Annotated in this window: 18 protein-coding genes and 1 pseudogene; 9 read left to right on the top strand and 10 right to left on the bottom strand. The window is 68.8% G+C overall.

From position 1 onward, the window contains the following. Nucleotides 1–34: 34 nt before the first annotated feature. The 3 genes from HDA44_RS34315 (at nt 35) to HDA44_RS34305 (ending at nt 2199) form a co-directional block, all read left to right on the top strand. Nucleotides 35–817 carry a DeoR/GlpR family DNA-binding transcription regulator gene (locus tag HDA44_RS34315; protein ID WP_131334540.1) on the top strand — a complete coding sequence of 261 codons (783 nt, stop codon included), beginning with the start codon at nt 35–37 and terminating at the stop codon, nt 815–817. A gap of 148 nt (nt 818–965) precedes the next feature. Continuing rightward, nucleotides 966–1655: an O-methyltransferase gene (locus HDA44_RS34310; RefSeq protein ID WP_184841663.1), complete on the top strand. Its 690-nt coding sequence runs from the start codon at nt 966–968 to the stop codon at nt 1653–1655. Nucleotides 1656–1773: 118 nt separating this feature from the next. Next, entirely contained in the window at nt 1774–2199 is a 426-nt protein-coding gene (locus HDA44_RS34305; RefSeq protein ID WP_184841661.1) for a Fic family protein, read from the top strand. Between the two features lie 429 nt (nt 2200–2628). On the opposite strand, the gene HDA44_RS34300 is transcribed toward HDA44_RS34305, so the two are convergent. The 5 genes from HDA44_RS34300 to HDA44_RS34280 form a co-directional block, all read right to left on the bottom strand. Then, nucleotides 2629–2883 carry a hypothetical protein gene (locus tag HDA44_RS34300; protein ID WP_184841659.1) on the bottom strand — a complete coding sequence of 85 codons (255 nt, stop codon included), beginning with the start codon at nt 2881–2883 and terminating at the stop codon, nt 2629–2631. A gap of 78 nt (nt 2884–2961) precedes the next feature. Continuing rightward, complete coding sequence (locus HDA44_RS34295; protein WP_184841657.1) at nt 2962–3684, bottom strand: alpha/beta hydrolase family protein; 723 nt, start codon at nt 3682–3684, stop codon at nt 2962–2964. Further along, on the bottom strand, nt 3681–4676 hold the full coding sequence (locus tag HDA44_RS34290) for an amidohydrolase family protein (protein ID WP_184841655.1): 996 nt from the start codon (nt 4674–4676) through the stop codon (nt 3681–3683). Before HDA44_RS34290 ends, HDA44_RS34295 begins: the two co-directional genes overlap by 4 nt. After that, complete coding sequence (locus tag HDA44_RS34285; protein ID WP_184841653.1) at nt 4673–5188, bottom strand: 3-hydroxyanthranilate 3,4-dioxygenase; 516 nt, start codon at nt 5186–5188, stop codon at nt 4673–4675. The genes HDA44_RS34290 and HDA44_RS34285 overlap by 4 nt, the downstream gene beginning before the upstream one ends. 5 nt (nt 5189–5193) lie before the next feature. Beyond that, nucleotides 5194–5613: a RidA family protein gene (locus HDA44_RS34280; protein ID WP_184841650.1), complete on the bottom strand. Its 420-nt coding sequence runs from the start codon at nt 5611–5613 to the stop codon at nt 5194–5196. 128 nt (nt 5614–5741) lie between these two features. Here HDA44_RS34280 and HDA44_RS34275 point away from each other — a divergent pair, with 128 nt between their 5' ends. Together HDA44_RS34275 and HDA44_RS34270 are read left to right on the top strand one after the other, a co-directional pair. Further along, entirely contained in the window at nt 5742–7046 is a 1305-nt protein-coding gene (locus HDA44_RS34275) for a P-loop NTPase family protein (protein WP_184841648.1), read from the top strand. A gap of 81 nt (nt 7047–7127) precedes the next feature. Next, the gene (locus HDA44_RS34270; RefSeq protein ID WP_184841646.1) at nt 7128–9155 is read left to right on the top strand and encodes a tetratricopeptide repeat protein; all 2028 of its coding nucleotides are present in this window, start codon (nt 7128–7130) and stop codon (nt 9153–9155) included. Nucleotides 9156–9164: 9 nt separating this feature from the next. On the opposite strand, the gene HDA44_RS34265 is transcribed toward HDA44_RS34270, so the two are convergent. The 4 genes and pseudogenes from HDA44_RS34265 to glgC all read right to left on the bottom strand — a co-directional run. Then, nucleotides 9165–10667: a 2-hydroxymuconic semialdehyde dehydrogenase gene (locus HDA44_RS34265; protein WP_184841644.1), complete on the bottom strand. Its 1503-nt coding sequence runs from the start codon at nt 10665–10667 to the stop codon at nt 9165–9167. 28 nt (nt 10668–10695) lie between these two features. After that, nucleotides 10696–11997, bottom strand: a complete 1302-nt coding sequence (locus tag HDA44_RS34260; RefSeq protein ID WP_184841642.1) for an FAD-dependent oxidoreductase — start codon at nt 11995–11997, stop codon at nt 10696–10698. Next, nucleotides 11994–13250 carry a kynureninase gene (gene kynU, locus HDA44_RS34255; protein ID WP_184841640.1) on the bottom strand — a complete coding sequence of 419 codons (1257 nt, stop codon included), beginning with the start codon at nt 13248–13250 and terminating at the stop codon, nt 11994–11996. Before kynU ends, HDA44_RS34260 begins: the two co-directional genes overlap by 4 nt. Nucleotides 13251–13351: 101 nt before the next feature. Then, nucleotides 13352–14560 (bottom strand): annotated as a pseudogene (gene glgC, locus HDA44_RS34250) (glucose-1-phosphate adenylyltransferase); the annotation flags it as partial. 64 nt (nt 14561–14624) lie between these two features. On the opposite strand from glgC, the gene HDA44_RS34245 reads away from it, so the two are divergent. Next, nucleotides 14625–15170 (top strand): GNAT family N-acetyltransferase, encoded by a 546-nt coding sequence (locus HDA44_RS34245; RefSeq protein ID WP_184841638.1) that lies wholly within the window; start codon nt 14625–14627, stop codon nt 15168–15170. Nucleotides 15171–15208: 38 nt separating this feature from the next. Continuing rightward, nucleotides 15209–16372 carry a glycogen synthase gene (gene glgA, locus HDA44_RS34240; protein WP_184841635.1) on the top strand — a complete coding sequence of 388 codons (1164 nt, stop codon included), beginning with the start codon at nt 15209–15211 and terminating at the stop codon, nt 16370–16372. Here glgA and HDA44_RS37770 read toward each other — a convergent pair. Continuing rightward, nucleotides 16345–17907, bottom strand: coding sequence for a glycosyltransferase (locus tag HDA44_RS37770; protein WP_184841633.1), 1563 nt, complete (start codon nt 17905–17907; stop codon nt 16345–16347). The genes glgA and HDA44_RS37770 overlap by 28 nt on opposite strands. A 156-nt stretch (nt 17908–18063) precedes the next feature. On the opposite strand from HDA44_RS37770, the gene HDA44_RS34230 reads away from it, so the two are divergent. Together HDA44_RS34230 and HDA44_RS34225 are read left to right on the top strand one after the other, a co-directional pair. Next, nucleotides 18064–19302 carry an alpha/beta hydrolase gene (locus HDA44_RS34230; RefSeq protein WP_184841631.1) on the top strand — a complete coding sequence of 413 codons (1239 nt, stop codon included), beginning with the start codon at nt 18064–18066 and terminating at the stop codon, nt 19300–19302. A 95-nt stretch (nt 19303–19397) separates the two neighbouring features. Then, nucleotides 19398–20246 carry an oxidoreductase gene (locus HDA44_RS34225; RefSeq protein ID WP_184841629.1) on the top strand — a complete coding sequence of 283 codons (849 nt, stop codon included), beginning with the start codon at nt 19398–19400 and terminating at the stop codon, nt 20244–20246. Nucleotides 20247–20269 lie beyond the last annotated feature (23 nt).

The raw sequence follows: 20269 nt of genomic DNA, 5'->3' as shown, positions 1-20269 counted from the left end.
CCGGCTGACCGATTGTGTGAAGGAGGAGCCCCGGGTGAAGCGTTATGAACGGCTCAACACCTTGCTCGAGTCGCTCGCCGAAAAGGGCGCCATCGACGTCGACGAGCTCGCCGAGCAGTTGCACGTGTCCGCGGCCACCATCCGGCGTGACCTGGATCATCTCGGCAAACAGCAGCTCCTCACCCGGACCCGCGGCGGCGCGGTCGCGAACGCGGTGTCGTACGACCTGCCGCTGCGCTACAAAACTGCGCGTTTCGCGTCCGAGAAGCAGCGGATCGCGCAGGCGGCGGCGACGCTGGTCCGGCGCGGGATGGTGATCGGGATGAACGGCGGCACCACCATCTCCGAGGTGGCGCGGACGCTGGCGACCCGCCCGGAGCTGTCCGCCGAGCACGGTGAGCCGGCCTTCACGCTCGTCACCAACGCGCTGAACATCGCCAACGAGCTGATCGTCCGGCCGCACGTGAAGATGGTGCTGACCGGAGGCGTGGCGCGGCCGCAGTCGTACGAGATGATCGGCCCGCTGTCGCACCGGATTCTGTCCGACCTGTCGCTCGACATCGCCTTCATCGGCGTCGACGGGATCGACGAGACCGGCGCCACCGCTCATCACGAGGGCGAGGCGAACATCAACCAGCTGATCGTCAGCCGGGCCGCCAAGGTGGTCGTGGTGGCGGACTCCTCGAAGCTCGGGCAGCGCGCCTTCGCCCGGATCTGTGAGCTGAGCGAGATCGACACGCTCGTCACCGACGCCCAGGCCGACGAGAGCCAGCTCGGCGTCTTCAAGGAAGCCGGCATCGACGTCATCCGCGCCTGACCGCACTCCGCACCTCCCTCACCGGGTGAGTCATGTCTGCTGCCGACGATCATAGCTGATTGTAGGCCGGTTGTTATGAGCAGGAGTGCGCAACCTCTGCGCGTGCAGCACGGAAAGCGGACCCGTACCCGCTAGGCTTCGGTGCAGCATGAGTAGCGCAGCCGCAGATCACCCGTCCGAGTACTGGGAGGGCACCATCGCCACCGGCATCGACCCGACGTCCTGGGCTTACGCCGAGGACTACACCGGTGCGGACGAAGCCGTCACCGGTGCGCGGGCGAGCGCCGCGGAGAGCGGGATCGCCCCGATCGGCGCGGGGGCGGCGTCGGCGCTGAGCCTGCTGGCAGCGTGCGCCGGCGCCAAGGCGGTGGTCGAGATCGGCACCGGGACCGGTGTCTCCGGGCTCGCGCTGCTGCGCGGGATGCGCGCCGACGGCACCCTGACCACGGTCGACATCGACGCCGAGAACCAGCGCCTGGCCCGCAAGACCTTCCTCGACGCCGGCATCACGTCGAACCGCTTCCGCCTGATCGCCGGCTCCGGCCTGGACGTGGTCACCCGCCTCACCGACGGTCACTACGACCTGGTCTTCTGCGACGCGGACCGCCGGGAGAACACCGCGTACCTGCACGAGGCCCTCCGGCTCCTGCGCCCCGGCGGCCTGGTCGTCTTCGCCGGCGTCCTGGCCAACGGCCGCCTCGCCGACCCCGCCCGCCGGGACGCCGACACGATGGCCCTCCGCGACCTGATCCGAGCCGTCCGCGAGGACGACGACCTCGTCTCCGCCCTCCTCCCCACCTCCGACGGCCTGCTAACCGCCGCCAAACGCCTGAAATAGGCCGAAGACGGAGAGCTGGTAGCCGGCGACGCACAGCGAAAGTGCACGGCGAAACCCGCCAAGAAAACCGACAAACATACTAAGATGATCTGAGATTAGTATGTTTGCCGGTTTCTTGTTGGAGGATTCCGGTGCGCTCGTTCGGCATCAGCTGCCGGCGCTTCAGCTGGCGAATCGGGCCCGAATCCAGAGCATCACCGCTTCCTCGGCGATCGAGGGTGTCATCGTGCCGGATGTCGCGCGGGCGGAGCGCGTCATCGAGGGGACTGCGGGCGTACTGCGCAACCGGAGTGAGCAAGAGTTGGTCGGCTACCGCAAAGCGCTCGACTACTTGTTCCAAGAGGAGTGGCGCCCGCTGAACATCGGACTGTTGCTCCATCTTCACCGGCTGCTCTGGTCTGAGACGGCGTACCCAGGTGGCCAGCTGAAAACCGACGACAACCTGGTCGTCGATCGCTCACCGGACGGCAGTACGACGGTCCGGTTCATTCCGGTGCCTGCGATGCGGACGGCTGACTATCTGGCCGAGTTGCCCGCGCGCTGACGAACGCGCTGCTGATCGACGCCGGCTACGAGGTCTGCAGGTGGGTCTCGCTTGAACACCTCATCGCCGACTCCGCCGACCAGTACTATGCGGCCCTTCTGCGCTCAACCGATGATTGGCATGACGACCACGCTGACCCCTGGCCTTGGCTGACCTACTTCGTTGACGTCCTGGCATCGGCGTACCAGGTGTTCGCGCGCCGGGCAGCCAGCGATCGGAGCGGAGGGACCAAGCAGGACCGGGTCAGGACGCACATACTCAGGCATGCGGCACCGGTGTTCCGGCTTGCGGACGTTCGAACGGCGCTGCCTGGGATCAGCGACCAAACCATCCGGCTCGTCCTCGAGGAGCTCAAGGCCGAACAGAAGGTCAGTCCGGAAGGCACCGGACGAGGTGCTGTCTGGCGCCGCATCCCTGAGTTGGGGTAGCTCAGTCGTAGGTGACGTAGAGGTCGAAGCCGCCGAGGTTGAAGGGGCGGCATTCGTAGGTTTGGGCCTTGGGGCTGGTCATCAGGATGTTGTTGCCGGCCGCTCGGCAGTCGACGCCGGTGGTGAAGTGACCCCGCCACTGGGTCGACTGGGCCAGGTGAGTCGACTGGCTTGTCTGGGTGGCCGCTTGCGCGCCGGTCAGCGGTAGAGCCGCGACGGCGAGGCCGAGTACGGCGCCGGCCAGGATCTTTCGCATGCTGTGTCTCCCGAGTTTGTGGACTAGTCCTCGGCGAGCGTAATTACGCGAAGGTCCACTCGGAAGCAAACGATTGAGTCAGCTGGTGAGGCGGGTTAGTTCTGGGGGGAGTTTTTGCCAGGGGTCGGTTTGGGGGTCTATCAGTTCGTAGTGGGCGCAGTGGTCGAGGCGGTGGTAGTGGGCGGTGGGGTGGGCGCTGTAGTACGACTCGGTGATGCTGATCGGTACTACTGAGTCGTTGACGCCGTGGAACAGGGTGACGGGGGCGATTGAGGCCGGCAGGTGCACCGGGTCCAGGTCGTTGCGTACGCCGCCGCCTATGAACGCCTGTACGGCACCGCCATCCAGGTCCAAGCGGTCGGCCTGTAGTAGGTCAGCTACGGGAGCCAGCGCGATCACCCCGCGCAGACGGACCGGGTTGAGGGTCGACGCGGCCCACAGCGCCAACTGACCGCCTGCCGAGTGCCCCACCAGTACGAAGCCTGCTTCCAGGTTCACCAGGTCCGGTAGCGCGTCCAGTGCGGTCCGTACGTCGCCTGTGGTGACATCCGGGTTACCGGGCTCGCGCCGGTACTCCACTGACAGCACCGGCCAACCACGGTCCGACAGCGCCGCGCCGAGTGACCGGGCGTGCACGCGGTCGTACTCCGGCCGCCAGAAGCCACCGTGCAGGAACACCACCGGTGACCGGTAGTCCTTCGCGTGCCAGTAGTCGATCACCTGGTCCGCGTGGTCGCCGTAGCGAAGCTCCTGGTCGGGCTCAGGTGCCTTCCGGGACAGTACCGACCGGTCCTCACTCATACAGGCCTCCCGAGATAGCGCAGCGCATTACCGGTACGCAACTTGTGCTGCTGGTCCGCGGTCAGGAAGCCGGCTTTTCGTACCACCTCCCCGACCGGCCGTTCACCCAGTGGATAGGGGTAGTCACTGCCGACCAGTACGCGGTCTTCCCCCAAGGTATCGACAAGTAGCCGTAAAGGCGCTGATTCGAACACCACCGTGTCGACCAGGATCCGGTCCAGGTACGCCGAGGGTGGATGCTCCGAGCAACCACGGACCAGGTCGCCGCGCCGGTGCCAGGCGTTCTCCAGCCGGCCGAGCCAGAACGCGAAACTCCCGCCGCCGTGAGCAAAACAGATCCGCAGCGACGGCGGCAACCGGTCGAACGCGCCGCCGAGGATCATCGCCAGCAAGGACAGGTGGGTCTCGGCCGGCATCCCGGTCAGCCAGCGTGCCATCCACCGGTCCAGCCGCGGCCCGCCCGGCATGTCCCAGGGGTGGACCAGCACCGGCGTACCGGTCTCCGCGCAATGTTTGAGAAAGGCAACGATCCCCGGGTCGTCGAGGTCCTTGTCCCCGACGTGGTTGCCGATCTCGACCCCGGCATGACCGGCGGCGCGGCAACGGTCGAGTTCGGCGCAGGCGGCGTCCGGATCCTGCAACGGGACCTGGCAGAACGGTACGAACCGCTCGTCGCCCGCCAGCGTTTCCAGGGTCAGGTCGTTGAAGATCCTGGCCAGCTTGACCGCCTGCGCGGCCGGGCGCTCGTACCCGAAGAACACCGGGGTAGGCGAGACCACCTGAAGATCGATGCCGTCGGCATCCATGTCGGCGCGGCGGACGGCCGGATCCCAGGTCTGCGGTCCGATCGGGCGGAACTCCGACGAACCGATCATGATCATCGCGGCACGCTCGGAGTCGATCCGCAGCCACGGCCAGCCGTGCCCACCGCACGCTACCGAGAGGTCCGGCCAGCCCTTCGGTACGAGATGGGTGTGGACGTCGACCGTCATTTGCCCGGGTGCAGCGTGCCGCACTGCGGGCAGGTCCGCGCGTCCTCGCTCTCGTAGAACGCCTTGAACACCGGTGGCAGGTCCGCGACGATGTCGTTCACCTGCAGCTCGACCTCGTGCACGATCGCGTTGCAGTTCGCGCAGTACCAGCGGAACTTCTCCAGCGTGCCCTGCTCGCGGACCCGCTCGATCACCAGGCCGATCGAGTCCGGCCCGCGCTGCGGCGAGTGCGGCATGTTCCTTGGCAGCACCCACATCTCGCCCGCGTTCACCTCGACCGTGGCCGGGCCGTCAGGTGTTTGGACCAGCACCCGAAGTTCCCCGGAGATCTGGTAGAAGAATTCTTCGTACGGGTCGACGTGGAAGTCGGTGCGCTGGTTCGGGCCACCGACCACCATCGTGATGAAGTCGTCCCCGGTCGGGAACATCTGCTTGTTGCCGACCGGCGGCTTCAGCAGGTGCTTGTTCTCCTCGATCCACTCCGGGAAGTTCGTCGACTCGAGATTGACCATTGGATTCACGCCTCCTGCGGGATCACTGCGGTTCCGGATATCTCGATCAAGAGCTGGGGATGCGGCAACTGATGGACGGCGACCGTGGTCCGCGCGGGGCCGTTCGCGTCGAAGAACTCCCCGTACACCTCGTTGTAGCCGCCGAAGTCGTTCATCGACACCAGGTACGTGGTCACGCTGACCAGGTCGTCGAGGCCGGCCCCGACAGCGCCGAGGATGTCGCGAAGGTTCTCCAGTACGGCGCGGGTCTGCGCGCGGATGTCGAGCGTGACCGTGCCGAGCGAATCCACCGCGGCCCCCGCGATGGTGTTGTCGGCGCGCCGGCTCGACGTACCGGAGACGAACGCGAACCCGTTCGCGACCTTCACATGCGGGTACCGCCCGCGCGGCACCGCCTTGCCCGGGACCACCGTCGCATCGGCCATGACTGCATCCTGACCACAGAATCGCCGCCGAGCCAAGCACTCACGGCGCGTCGGTACCAACGGGCCGGCCGGGAAAGGCCGGTACGATCGTGGCTCCGTGGAGCAGGACGACAGCTGGGGGCCCTGAGGTGAGCGACCGGAGACCGTCCCTGCAGGACCGTATCCGGGCTCGCCGGCAGGACCTTTTCGTCGGCCGCGGCGTGGCGCTCGCCCAGTTCGAGCAGAACCTGACGCTTCCGGTCGACGACCCCCGGCGCCGGTTCCTGATCAGCCTGTACGGCGTCGGCGGGGTCGGCAAGACCACCTTGGTCGAGCGTTGGCAGCAACTCGCCGAGCGGCATGGGTACGCGGTCGGGGCGATCGACACGGCCAATGACATCCTGTCGGCGATCGAGCAGCTGACCGACCGGCTGGCCGCGTCGGGCGCCCAGTGCACCGGCTTCCGGCGGATGCTGGCCCGGTATCGCAAGGATCGGCGTACGCTCGACTCCGATCCGAACGCGCCGGCCGGAATGTCCGCGCTGCTGACCCGTTCCGCGGTCCGGATCGGTCTTCGCGCGGCCGCGAACGTCCCGGTGGTCGGCGCGTTCACCGAGGAGATCGACAAGAACGACGCCGCGGAGCAGGTCGATCAGCTCCGCGCGTTCCTGGGCCGCCGGCTCGGCCGCAAGCACGACCCGGATCTGCTGCTGGCACCGATCGAGGTGCTCAGCAAGGCCTTCGTCACCGATCTGTGGAAGCTCGGCGACCAGCGGCCGGTGGCGCTGTTCGTGGATGCGTTCGAGCAGACCGAGGCGGTCCTCGGTGACTGGCTCCTGCAACTGCTGGAAGGCCGGTACGGCGATCTGCCGGCCGGATTCTTGCTCGTACTGTCCGGCCAGCATCCGCTCGACGCGAACCGGTGGGCCGGCTTCGTGAACATCCGCGCCGATGTCGAGCTGCCGACCTTCACCGAGGCCGAGGCACGGCAACTGCTGGCGGCCCGCGGCGTCACCAACCCCGCGACCGCGAACCTCGTCCTGGAGCTGTCCGGTGGCCTGCCGGTGCTGGTCGCGTTGCTGGCGGCCGCCGCGACCGACGGCACGGCGCGCGCGGCGGACCCGGTCGACACCGCGGTCAGCCGGTTCCTCAACGGCGTTCCCGACCCGGATCACCGGGCTGCCGCGCAGGCCGCTGCCCTGCCGCGCCGTCTCGACCGGGAGATCCTGTCGGTCGCCGCGGATCCGGCGGCCGACTTCGAATGGGTGTGCGGTCTGCCCTTCGTGAGCGCGCACGCCGACGGATATCGGTACCACGCCGTGGTTCGGCAGGCGATGCTCCGCTCGTCGCGGCGGGCCGCTCCGGACAACTGGATCGACCGCCACCGCGCACTGGCAACGCACTACGGCCAGCGGAAGGAGCAGCTCGCCCTGCCGGCCGTCGGGCGCTGGTGAAACCGCCGGTGGGTCGCTCTGAGCCGCGAGGAGACCTACCACGAGCTGTGCGCGACCGGCGAGGCAGCGCTGCCGGGCGCCGTGCAGGACTTCATCGACGTCTACCGCTGGGCCAACGGAACACCGGCCTGGGCACAGATGATCGTGGACGCCGGGCTGGACGGTGGCAACGACGCGGTACGCGCCCGGGGTGAACAGCTGGCAGGCTGGGTGAGCGGCCGGCTGGAGAACGGGCTGGCGATGCTGGACAACCTCGCCGAGGACCGAACGCTTGACGACGCGCACCGCTGGTACGTACTGATCGACCGCGCGGCGCTGCAGCACAGTCTGGGACGGGACCGTGAGGCGTTGCAGGACCTGGATCGTGCTGACCGGGTGCTGGGGCCTTCTGGCATCGCCGAGGAATTGCGTGGTCAGATCCGGACCGAGTTGGGCGAGTACCAGCAGGCGCTGCGGCATCTGGATGAAGCTGTTCGGCGCAACCCGGACTACGTGCTCGCCTACTCGAGTAGAAGCGCGGCGTACCGGGGACTGCAGCAGTACGAGGAGGCTCTCGCGGACCTCGACCGTGCGGTTGTCCTGGACCCGGCTGATCCGATCCTGCTGGTCGCGCGGAGCTCGCTGCGTGAGGAGCTGAACCAGACCGCCGAGGCGAAGGCGGACCTGGATCGCGCTGTCGCTGTCGCCCCCGGCAACCCGGCCTGGCTGGTGCTGCGGGCCGGTTTCCAGTTCGCCCGGGGACGATTCTTCGAGGCCCTCGCCGATCTGGACCACGCCGTGGAGCTCGACCCGGACGCGCCGGATTCACGACTGCTCCGGGCCGCCGTACGCGCGATGCTGGGACGCGAGGAGGACGCGGTCGCCGACCTCGAACGGGTCCCGCGTACGGGCTTCGAGGCCGATGTGGCGGCCGTCCGAACCGTGATCGAGCAGTTCACCGGCGGCCTCCAACCCGAAGAGCAAAAGCCCGCCGGTCCGCCAACGGATGCGGGTGAGCTCTCGGATCCGGACGCGTTGCTCGCGCGGGCGCGGGCGTACGCCGACCAGAAACGGTTGCCGGAGGCAATCGCGGAGCTGGATCGGGCGATCCGGCTCGCGCCGCGGTCGGCCGAGTTGCTGACCGTCCGGGCGGACTTCCGCTACCGCGACGGCGACGAGACCGCCGCGTACGCGGACCTGGACCGCGCCCTCGAGCTCGATCCCGATTCGGTGGACGCGATCCGTACGATCGGCGTGATCCGGGCCGAGAACGGTGACTACCAGCGGGCGCTGGCCGCCTTCGACCAGGGCATCCTGCGCAGCCCGCACGACCTGGAAACACTGATGTCCCGTGGCATTCTGCACCAGCAACGCGGCGACTTCGCGAAGGCGATCGCGGACTTCGACACGCTCCTCGAAGTGTTCTCACGGTTGCCCGGGGCGTTCGTACTCCGCGGGCGGGCGCGCGCGCTGGCCGGCGACGTCGCCGGCGCGCGCCGCGACCTGGACCGGGCGGTCAAGTTGTCGCGGCGCCGCGGACCGGTCAGCGCCTCGATCATCTCTGTCCGCGGCACCTTTCTGCTCGGGCAGGACGAGCCGGCGGCGGCGCTGAGCGACTTCAACCGGGCGCTGGAGCTCGCGCCGGAAGTCCGGGCGATCTGGAGCAGCCGCGGGCGGACCTACCTCTCGCTCGGCCGCTATCCGGAGGCGATCGCCGACTACGAACGCGCCGCCGAATTCGACCCACCGGCCGCGGTCGGATTCCACGGTCAAGGGCTGGGGTGGCTGTATCAGGGCGATCGGGTGCGGGCCGAGGCGCTCTTCCGGACCGCGCTGAAGGTGGCGATCGAGCAGCTGCGATCGCCGAAGATCGTTCTTCCCGACGATGTGCCAGGCCAGCTGGACGCGCTCCGCGGGCTGCCCGGCAAGGGCAATTACCGCTTCGAGCTGGTCTGCTTCGCGCTCGCGGCCGGGTACGACGAGCCGGCCGCGCGCCTGCTCGCCGCGGTCCTCGCCGACCAGATCGCCCTGGACGCGATCCCGAACTTGAACCGGGACCTCGAAGAACTGAGCCGACTGCTCGGCCCCGAACGCGTGAACCCACTACTCACCATGCTGACCAACCGCTGATCGCCGGGGTCAGGTCAGCTCGACGCAGATGTTCGTGGTTTCGGTGTAGAAGTCCAGCGAGTGCCGACCGCCCTCGCGGCCGACGCCGGACAGTTTCATGCCGCCGAACGGTGTCCGGAGGTCGCGGAGGAACCAGGTGTTGATCCAGCACAACCCGACCTCCAGCGCGGTACCGGCCCGGTGCGCCCGGCCGACGTCGCGCGTCCAGACCGTTGCCGCAAGCCCGTAATCGCTGCCGTTCGCCAGCGCGTACGCCTCCTCCTCGGTGTCGAACGGCGCCACGTGGCACACCGGTCCGAAGATTTCCTCCCGGTTCGTCCGCGCGTCCGCCGGTAAGCCTGTCAGCACAGTTGGTTGCACGTAGCAACCACCATCGCGGGCGTCGCCGAAGGACGGTACACCGCCACCGGTCGGTACGTCGGCGCCTTCGGTACGCGCCAGGTCGTAGTACCCGAGGACCTTGTCGCGGTGCTGCTTCGAGATCAGCGGCATGTTCATGGTCGCCTCGTCGGCCGGCCAGCCGTAGGTCAGTTCGGACCCGCGCCGGGCCAGTCGTTCGGTGAACTCGGCGTAGACGGATCGCTGCACGTACAGGCGTTCCGTACACAGACAGACCTGACCGCCGTTGGTGAAGACCGAGCGAGCGGAACCCTCGACCGCCGCGTCCAGATCGGCGTCGGCGAAGATCAGCCCGGCGTTCTTTCCGCCGAGCTCGAACGACACCGCCTTCACCCGGTCGGCGGCGACCTTCGCGATCGCCGTACCGGTCGCGGACTCGCCGGTGAAGGTGATCGCGTCGATGCCCGGATGGCGGGTCAGGTACTCCCCCGCCGACGCCGGGCCGAAACCGTGCACGAGGTTGAACACACCGGCCGGTACGCCGGCCTCCGCCATCACTTCCGCGAGCACGGTCGCCGACGACGGGGTTTCCTCCGACGGTTTGACCACGACCGTGTTGCCGGCGGCAAGGGCCGGGGCGACCTTCCAGGTGAGCAGCAGCAACGGCAGGTTCCACGGGACCACGATCGCCACCACACCGACCGGTTTCCGGACCGCGTAGTTCAGCGCGCGCCGGCCGTCCGGGAGCGTGGTCTGGTACGACTCGGTCGGCACGGTGGTGGCGAAGTCCGCGAAGGCCCGGAAGTTCGCCGCGCCCCGCGGGATGTCGAGCGTACGAGCCTGGCTGATCGACTTGCCGGTGTCACCGACCTCCGCCGCGACCAGGTCCTCGAACCGGCGCTCCAGAGTGTCCGCGACGCGCCTCAGCACCGCCGCGCGCTCCTGCTCACTCATCCGGCCCCAGGGGCCGCTCAACGCCTGCCGCGCCGCCCCGACGGCCGCATCCACGGTCGACGAGTCGGCTTCACAGACCTCAAAGATCTGCTGACCAGTCACCGGCGAAAGCTTCGCGAACCGGGACGCGCTCTCCACGAACGCGCCGTCGACAAAATGCCGCAGCACCCCGACTGACCTCGGCTGTCCCGTCAACAGCTCAGCTGACCACAGGCTCACCCGACCCACCTCCACACAAGTGCGCGGTTCATCGGTGGCGCTTTCGGCGGGTGAGGGCGAGGAGGGCGCCGGCGGCGGCCACCGCCGTGGCGCCCAGTAGTTGGTGCTGGCGGTGGACCCGGTGCCGGACCTCGGCGTACGGGGTGGTGCTGAACGAGACCAGTTCGTACCGGGAGACGTATGTCCCGGGCAGCAGCCGCTCCAGCGCATGCTCGACGCGCTTCTGCAGCCGGAAGACCGGTGACGCGACCTTGTCCCGCATCTCGATGAAGTTCGCGAGTGCCATCTCCGCGATCGCCTCGGTGTTCTCCCGGCGGCGCGCCTCGAACAACGGCAGTGCCCGCGCCCACGAACCGCCCGTGTCGTCCAGGCAGCGGTCCAGCTCGACGACATCCTCGAACGCGCAGTTCGCGCCCTGCCCGTAGAACGGCACGATCGCGTGCGCGGCATCGCCCAGCAACGCCGTCCGCCCGTGCGCCTGCCACGGCAACGTGTGTACGGTGCCGAGCACGCCGACCGGATTGCTCAGATAGTCGTCCACCAGATTCGGTGCCAACGGCAACAGATCGGGATAGTTCAGCCGGAAGTGGTCCTCGATGCCGCCCGCCGAGTCGAGCGCGTCGAACGATCCGGCCGGCCAGAACAACGTACAGGTGAACGATCGGTCCGGGTTCGGCAGCGCGATCATCATCGACGTACCGCGCGGCCAGATGTGCAGCGCGCCCGGATCGAGCGCGAACTCACCGTCGGCGGCCGGGATCGACAACTCCTTGTACCCGTAGTCGAGGAAGTTGACGTCCTCGGCAACGATGCCCTCGGCAAGCAATTGCTCGCGCACCGCCGACCCGGCGCCGTCCGTCCCGAGCACGATGTCGGCGGTCACCGACACCTTTCCCCGCGGCGTCGCGAAGACCAGTTGCCCGGCCTGCGAGTCCAGCTCCACCAGCCGGTGCTCGAACTCGACCGACACCTGCGGCGCGGCCGTCGCGGCGGTCAGCAGCGCGTTGTTGAGCGTACCGCGGCTGATCGAGTTGATCGCGCGATCGCCCGCCGCCGAGTACGACTGGAAGTCCAGCGGGCCGGTCACCGGGTGGATCATCCGGCCCATCATCGGCAGCGCGTCGGCCATCACCTGGTCGACCAGACCGATCCGCCGCAGCGCGTCCAGACCGCGCTCGGAGATCGCCAGGTTGATCGACCGGCCACGCTCGGCCACGCCCGTACGCGGGTCCGGCCGGCGCTCGTACAGCGTCACGGTCAGGCCGCGCCGCGCCAGGAAGCAGGCCAGCAGACTGCCGGTCAGACCGGCTCCGACGATCGCCACCTTCATGCCGGCACCACCTCCGCCAACGCCGCGGCGGCCCGCCAGCAGTCGTGGTAGGTCGAGTACAACGGCACCGGCGCGAGGCGCAGTACGTCGGGCTCGCGGGCGTCCGCGATCACGCCGTACCCGAAGCGCAACTGCCGCGACAACTCACCGGCGCGCATGCCCTGGACCCGTAGCGACAACTGCGCGCCCCGCCGCGCCGGGTCGGCCGGGGTGATCACCTGCAACGGCCCGCCGGCCAGCAGCTTCTCCAGGTACGCCGTCAACCGCACGCTCCGCTCCCGCAGCACCTCGATGCCGATCTTGTCGAACAGCTCCAACGACGTGCGGACCGGGCTCATCGAGAAGATCGGCGGGTTCGACACCTGCCACGCGTCCGCGGTCGCGGGCGGCCGGGCCTCGGGCTTCATCTCGAACCGCGTCGCCGCCTCCGTACTCCACCAGCCTTCGAATCGCGGCCGGTCCCCGCCGAGGTGCCGCTCGTGCACGAACGCCCCGGCCAGCGCGCCCGGACCGGCGTTCAGATACTTGTACGAGCACCAGGCCGCGAAGTCCACATCCCAGTCGTGCAAGGCCAACGGTACGTTCCCGGCAGCGTGCGCGAGGTCCCAGCCGACGACCGCGCCGGCCGCGTGACCGGCTTTCGTGATCGTGGGGATGTCCATCAATTCGCCGGTCAGGTAGTTCACCCCACCGAGCAGTACGAGCGCGACGTCGGCGCCGAGTTGCTCGACCACATCCGCCGTACGCAGGCTGTCCTCGCCCGGGCGCGGCCGAAGGCGGATGATCGCGTCCTCGGCGTCGTATCCGTGAAAGGCGGCCTGGGAGCGTACTGCATAACTGTCCGACGGGAACGCGCTGTCCTCGATCACGATGCGGTGCCGCGAGCGGGTCGGGCGGTAGAACGACACCATCAGCAGATGGAGATTGACGGTCAGCGAGTTCATCACGACCGTCTCGCTCGGTAACGCGCCGACCAGGCGGGCGGCCGGGCCGGTCAGGAGCTCGTGGTACGGCAGCCAAGGGCGGTCCGCGTCGAGATGACCTTCGACGCCGAGCGCGGCCCAGGCGTCCAGGTCCTCCAGCAGTTCGGTACGGGTCGCCTTCGGGCGCAGGCCCAGTGAGTTGCCGGCGAAGTACGCCACGTCCGGGTACGTACCGCCTTGTGCGGGCGGGATGTCGAACAGCTCCCGGTGGCCGGGGTCCGCGACCTCCAGCTCCCGTGCACCCGGCTCGGACAACGGGTCGACCGTCACGCCTCAGCAACCTCATCCACGGAATCAGCAGAACCGGCTGAGTCCTTCGAACCGGCCTCGTCAGTGGTTTGGACGGCGGGTTCCAGTGGCTCGATCAGGTGACCCTTGCCGAGTACGGTCACGCCGCCCTTCGAGACGGTGAATCCGCGCTCCCGGTCGTGGTCCGGGTCGACGCCGATCTCGACCCCGTCCGGTACCACCACGTTCTTGTCGAGGATCACGTTCTTCAGCACCACGTCGCGCCCGATCTTGCAGTTGTCCATGATCACCGCCCGCTCGATCCGGGCGCCGGCGCTGACGATCACGTTCGGCCCGAGGACCGAGTGGTCGACGGTCGCGCCGGACACGATCGAACCCTGGCAGACGATCGACTCGCCGACCGTCGCGTTGTCGGTGAACTTCGCGCCCGGCAGCTGCGGGTGCGAGGTGAAGATCGGCCAGTCCGAGTTGTACAGGTTGAACACCGGCTGGATCGAGACCAGGTCCATGTGCGCCTCGTGGTACGAGTCCAGTGAGCCGACGTCGCGCCAGTACGAGCGGTCCCGGTCCAGCGCGCCGGGTACGTCGTTCTCCTGGAAGTCGTACACGCCGGCCTTGCCCTCGGCAACGAGCATCGGCACGATGTCGCCGCCCATGTCATGCCGGGACGCCGGGTCGGCGGCGTCCTTGCGCAGCGCCTCCACCAGTACGTCCCGGCTGAACACGTAGTTGCCCATCGACGCGAACGCCTCGTCCGGCGAGTCCGGCAGGCCCGGCGGATCGGCCGGCTTCTCCAGGAACTCCTCGATCGCGTGCCCGTCGGCGGCGGTCTTGATCACGCCGAACTCGGTCGCCTCCGTCCGCGGCACCCGGATCCCGGCGACCGTCACGCCGTTCCCGCGCTCGATGTGCGCCGCGACCATCTGGGACGCGTCCATCCGGTACACGTGGTCGGCGCCGAAGACCACGATGTACTCCGGGTCGGCGTCGTTGATCAGGTTCATCGACTGGTAGATCGCGTCCGCGCTGCCCTGGTACCACTGCGGGCCGAGCCGCTGCTGCGCCGGTACACAGGTGACGAAGTTGCCGAGGAACGTCGACATCCGCCAGGTCAGCGTCACATGCCGGTCGAGCGAGTGCGACTTGTACTGGGTCAGCACGCACAGGTTGCGGTACCCGGCGTTCACCAGGTTGGACAGCACGAAGTCGATCAGGCGATAACTGCCCCCGAACGGCACGGCCGGTTTGGCCCGGTCGGCAGTCAGCGGCATCAACCGCTTACCCTCGCCACCAGCCAGCACGATTCCAAGAACTCTGGGCGCCTTTGCCATGACGGCACCCTAATCCCGGACGGGCGCGTGCATAAGCGGTTGCGGGTGTCGTAACACTGTAAAGATGCCGATCCTCGTCGTTCCGACTGTTGCCGTTCACCGTTCGTTCCTCGCGGCCTGGGACGAGTTGGCACCCGAGGAAGTCCACTGGCTGGGACCGAAGTCGATCGCCGGGGACGACGAGCTGTGGAGCCGGGAGCGGGCGGCGGACCCCGCCGAGTTCCACCAGCTGGTGGAGGCGATCAAGGGCGAGGCCGAGCCGGCGACCGTACTGCCGCCCGGCATCGTGCACCAGACCGTGCTGTGGTTCGTCGACGGCGTCGAGTTCCTCGGCCGGCTCTCGATCCGGCACTACCTGACCCCGCCGCTGCTCGAGGTGGCCGGCCACATCGGGTACTTCGTCCGCCCGTCGGCGCGCCGGCAGGGCCACGCGACCCGGATGCTGGCCCAGTCCCTGCCGATCGCGGCCGCGCTCGGCATCGAGCCCGCGCTGGTCACCTGCGATGTGGACAATGCCGGGTCCCGCAAGGTGATCGAGGCGGCCGGCGGCGAGCTGGAGGACGAGCGTCACGGAAAGCTGCGCTTCTGGGTACCGACGGAGGTCGCCTGATGCCCTGAAGGGGGTGCGATGGCTTACAGTCGGAGCTTATGAAGGTCGCCATCCTGACGCGAGAGTTCCCACCGGACGTGTACGGCGGGGCGGGGGTGCATGTCGACTTCCTGGTCCGCGAGTTACGCCGGCTGGTAGACGTCGACGTGCACTGCATGGGTGAGCCCCGGCAAGGCGCGACCGCGCACTCCGAGGACGACCCCCGGCTCCCGAACGCGAACGCGGCGCTGCGGATCCTGTCCACCGACCTGACCATGACGGCCGCGGTCGGCAACTCCGAGCTGGTGCATTCGCATACCTGGTACGCGAACATGGCCGGCCACTGGGCCAAGCTGCTGTACGACGTGCCGCACGTGGTGACCGCGCACTCGCTGGAGCCGCGGCGCCCGTGGAAGGCCGAGCAGCTCGGCGGCGGGTACCGGCTGTCCAGCTGGGCCGAGCGGACCGCGTACGAGGCGGCGGACGCGGTCGTCGCGGTGAGCCGCGGGATGCGTACCGACGTCCTCGACTGCTACCCGTCGGTCGACCCGGCGCGCGTCCATGTGATTTCGAACGGCATCGACGCGGACTTCTACCACCCGGACCCGTCGACCCAGGTCCTCGAACGGCTCGGCGTCGACCTGAACCGGCCGTACGTCACGTTCGTCGGCCGGATCACGCGGCAGAAGGGCGTACCGCACCTGCTCCGCGCCGGGCTGCGTCTCGACCCGTCGGTGCAGCTTGTCCTGCTGGCGGGCGCGGCCGACACGGTCGAGCTGAAGGCCGAGACGGACGCGCTGATCGACGACCTCAAGGCGGCCCGCGACGGTGTGTTCGTGGTGTCGGAGATGCTGCCGCGGGAGCAGGTGCGCCAGGTGCTGACGCACGCGCTGGCGTTCTGCTGCCCGTCGATCTACGAGCCGCTCGGGATCGTGAACCTGGAGGCGATGGCCTGCGAGACCGCCGTCGTCGCGAGCGCGGTCGGTGGCATTCCCGAGGTCGTGGACGACGGCGTCACGGGCACACTGGTTCGGTACGACGAGAACGACCCAGACATGTTCGAACGCGAGCTCGCCGACGGGATCAACGCGCTGGTCGACGATCCGGCGAAGGCGGAGGCGATGGGTAAGGCCGGGCGCGAGCGTGCAGTGACGCAGTTCGGCTGGGACGCGGTCGCGCATCAGACGGTCGAGCTCTACAAGAGCCTCCTGACCAGCTTGTAGTCATCCGATCCCGCTCCTCCCTGTCCCTTCTTGACGTCCCGGTCGAGCAGGTCTGCGTACACGCTCCGGAGCCGCGCGGCCTGTCCGCTCCACGCTGCCTCTTCACGGAACGCCGGGTCAGTGAGCCGGTAGCTGTCGAGCTGACCCAGCAACACCGTGCACTTGGCCGCGAAGTCGGCGCTGTCACCGGCCGCGAACACCTCCCCGATTCCGGTACGGGTGACGAACTCACGCAAGCTGGCCATGTCACTCACCAGCACGGGCAGACCGCCCAGGCTGTACTCGAAGAGCTTGTTCGGTAACGCCATCTCATGGTTCGGCGCGCGCAACATCGGGATGATGCCGGCATCCGCCGTACGCAGGAACGCGGTCACCTCGCGTGGGCCGACCGGATGCAGGAAGTGCACGCGCTCGGTCACGCCGACGTCGGCGGCGAGCTTCCGTAGTACGTCCACACCCGGGAGATCCGGCGACGGGACGGCAACCACCGCGAGGTGTACGCCGGGCAGTTTCGGCAACGCCCTGATCGCGGTGTCGATCCCGCGTACGACCGTGATGCCGCCGCTGTACACGATCAGCGGAACCCCGGCCGGCAGCCCGATCCGGCCCCGGATGTCGGCACCGACCGGAACCGTGACGCCGAGCCGGTCCGGTCCGGGCACGCGCGATTCGGGGAGGTTCGGTTCGGGGAGGTCGGGTGTGTTGAGGATGACGTCCGGTAACCGGTCGAGGGCGTGTTCCCGCCGGAGCCGTTCGGCGATCGCCGGGCTGACCGTGACGACCCGGTCCACGACCGGAAGGTAGTCCCGCTCGTGCCGCGCCCAGGCAGCGATGAACCGGGGCGTACGCGCGCCGTACCGCGCGATCCCGGGCACGTACTCGTGCGCGTCATAGACCACCTTGACCACCCTCGGGCCCAGGATGGCCGGCACCGCCCGGGCGGATCGTGCGGCGGCGCGGACCGCCACGCCGATCGTGTGCATGTCGTGCGCGTGGATGACATCCGGATCGAGCCGGTCGATGACCGGGCCGAAGATGGTCTCGTAGTCGTACGCCTCGGGCACCGTACCGGGCCAGCTGACGGCCCACGGCGTCCGCGCGACCACGCCGTCCCAGACTCGCCAGCCGAGTTTGAAGGCGCGGTTCTGGTGCCGGATCAGCAGGCCGCGGGCGCGCGCTCCGGCGAAGACGAGCTGCCTGGCTCGATGCCCGAGCAGGCGGGGGCCGCGGCCGGCCCCGACGTTCAGCTCGGCGCGGCGGGCCTCCAGAAGTGCTTTGCGGACGACCAGTTCACCGGGGATGTGGCCTCCGAGCAGCGGCAGCCGCCAGTCCCGGCGCCGCTGCCGGCGGCGGCGCCGGCCGTCGCGGAAGGTGAACGTCCCGGGTAGCCGGACCATCACCGCGCCGCTCTCCAGCCGGTCGACGGAGGTGTGCTCGTCGAGCGAGACGCCGAGCACGGTTACCCGCAGGCCGGCGTCGGCGAGTACCGCCGCTTCCTTCAGAACTCTGCTGTCGTTGATGACGTTGTTGGCCACGAGAGCCACCACGTGCGGTCGATCGGTCACACCTGTAACTACGGGCCGGGGCGCCAGGTTCGTTGTCATACTTCTTTGGCTGGTAGGGAAAACCCCACCTGGGTCCCGGGGGGTCACACCATGTTGTCCGGGTTCGCGCGGAGGTTGGGTTGGGGTATGACTTCTCGCCTGACCAAGACCGTCGCCGCCACGCTCGCGACCGCTGCCCTGCTCACCTTCCCGCTGTCGGCGTTCGGCGCCGTCGATCAGCCGTCGCTGTCCGAAGCCGCCGTCTCCCGGGTGCACGCGCCACGTGGCGCGCTGGTGTCGGCGGTGCCGATCGCGCAGCTGAGCGCGGCCCAACTGGACGCGGCCGCCACCGACTTCCCAGGCGCGCCGAAGTCGGCGTACGGCGTGACCGCGTACCGCGTGGTCTACCGGACGATCGACCACGACAACCGGCCGACGACCGCCAGCGGGATCATCGTGCTCCCGAACGGGCGCCGCGGCGCGCTGACGGTCGTGGAGTACCTGCACGGTACCAACCCGACCAAGGCGGCCGCCGCGTCCGTGGATCCGGCGTCGACCGATGGGCTGGTCACGGCGTTGTTCGCGGGGCAGGGGCTGGTCGGGGTCGCGCCGGACTACCTCGGGCTTGGGCTCGGGCCGGGGCAGCATCCGTACGTCGACACCAAGACCGAGACCACGGCGTCGGCCGATCTGCTGCTGGCGGCGCGGACGTTCGCGGCGCGGCACGGTGTCGTGCTGAAGCGTGATGTGCTCGTCACCGGGTTCTCGCAGGGCGGCCGGGCGTCGGTTGCTTTTGGGCGGGCGCTCAGCCGGGGCGAGGTCGGTCCGTTCCGGCTCGGCGAGATTCGCGCGGTCGCGGGGCCGTACGATCTGCTCCGCACCGAGCTGCCGGCCGCCTTCGACGGGCGGTTGCTGGCACCGACCGCGTCGTTCTACCTGGCGTACCTGGTGACGGCGTGGGACCGGACCGTCGGGATGTACGACGATCCGCGCGAGGCGTTCCAGGCACCGTACGCGTCGACTGTCGAGGGGTTGTTCGACGGGTCGCACACCGATCAGGAGATCGTTGCCGGGTTGCCGGACTCGCCGGAGAAGTTGTTCACGCCGGCGTTCCTCCAGCGGCTGAAGCACCCGGAGGGACGGTTCCTGCGGGCGATCCAGTCCGCCGACCAGATCTGCCGGGACTGGACACCGCGGGTGCCGGTGCACCTGTACAGCGGTACCAAGGACACCGACGTGGTCGCGGCCAACGCCGACGTCTGCGCGGCCTCGCTACGCTCCCGTGGCGCGGAGGTGACGGTCCACTCGATGGGTCCGGTCGATCACGCGGGGACGGCGTTCGCGGCGTACCCGGAGATCATCCGGGCGTACGCACGGCGGGCCTAGGTCGTCGGCAGCACCTGCGCCGAGCCTAGGTTCTGGCAGTACCAGGATCGGCCGGGCACTGCCTAACGGCGGGCGGTGAGCGAAGAGTGATGGGTATGACGAACCCGACCATCACCCTCGCCGAAGATCTCACGCTGACCCGGATGGGGTACGGCGCCATGCAACTGGCCGGACCCGGAGTCTTCGGCCCACCGAAGGACCGCGCACAGGCGATCGCGGTCCTTCGGGCAGCAGTCGACCTCGGCGTGACACACATCGACACCAGCGATTTCTACGGACCGGAGGTGGTCAACGAGCTGATCAAGGAGGCCCTGCACCCGTACCCGGCCGAGCTGCACCTGGTCACCAAGGTCGGCGCCCGGCGCGGCGACGACGCGTCGTGGATTCCGGCGCTGGCACCGGACGAGCTGCGGCAGCAGGTACACGGCAACCTGGACCGCCTCGGCCTGGACGTCCTGGATGTCGTCAACCTGCGTTCGAGCGCGCATGCCGGGCACAACGACGAGTCGATCGCGGAGCCGTTCAGCACCCTGGTCGAGCTGCAGCAGCAAGGCCTGATCAAGCATCTCGGCCTGAGCGGCGTGACGATCACCCAGATCCGCGAGGCACAGGCGATCGCGCCGATCGTCACGATCCAGAACCTGTACAACCTGGTCAACCGCGAAGACGACGACGTGGTCGACTACGCCGCGGAACACAACCTGGCCTTCGCCTCGTTCTTCCCGCTCGGCGGTTTCACCCCCTTGCAGTCCGAGACGCTGACGAAGGTCGCCGCCCGGCTGGACGCCACCCCGTACCAGGTCGCCCTGGCCTGGCTGCTGCAACGCTCCACGACCAGCGTCGTCATCCCGGGTACGTCATCGCTGACCCACCTTCGCGAGAACCTCGCCGCCCGCGACCTGACCCTGCCCGCCGACGCGATCACCGAACTCGACGCCGTCTGACTTTCCGGAACTTTTCTGCCGAT

Source organism: Kribbella solani, assembly GCF_014205295.1.
Taxonomy (GTDB): domain Bacteria; phylum Actinomycetota; class Actinomycetes; order Propionibacteriales; family Kribbellaceae; genus Kribbella; species Kribbella solani.
Note: the sequence above shows the minus strand (reverse complement) of the source record. Positions and strands in the feature narration are given on the sequence as shown.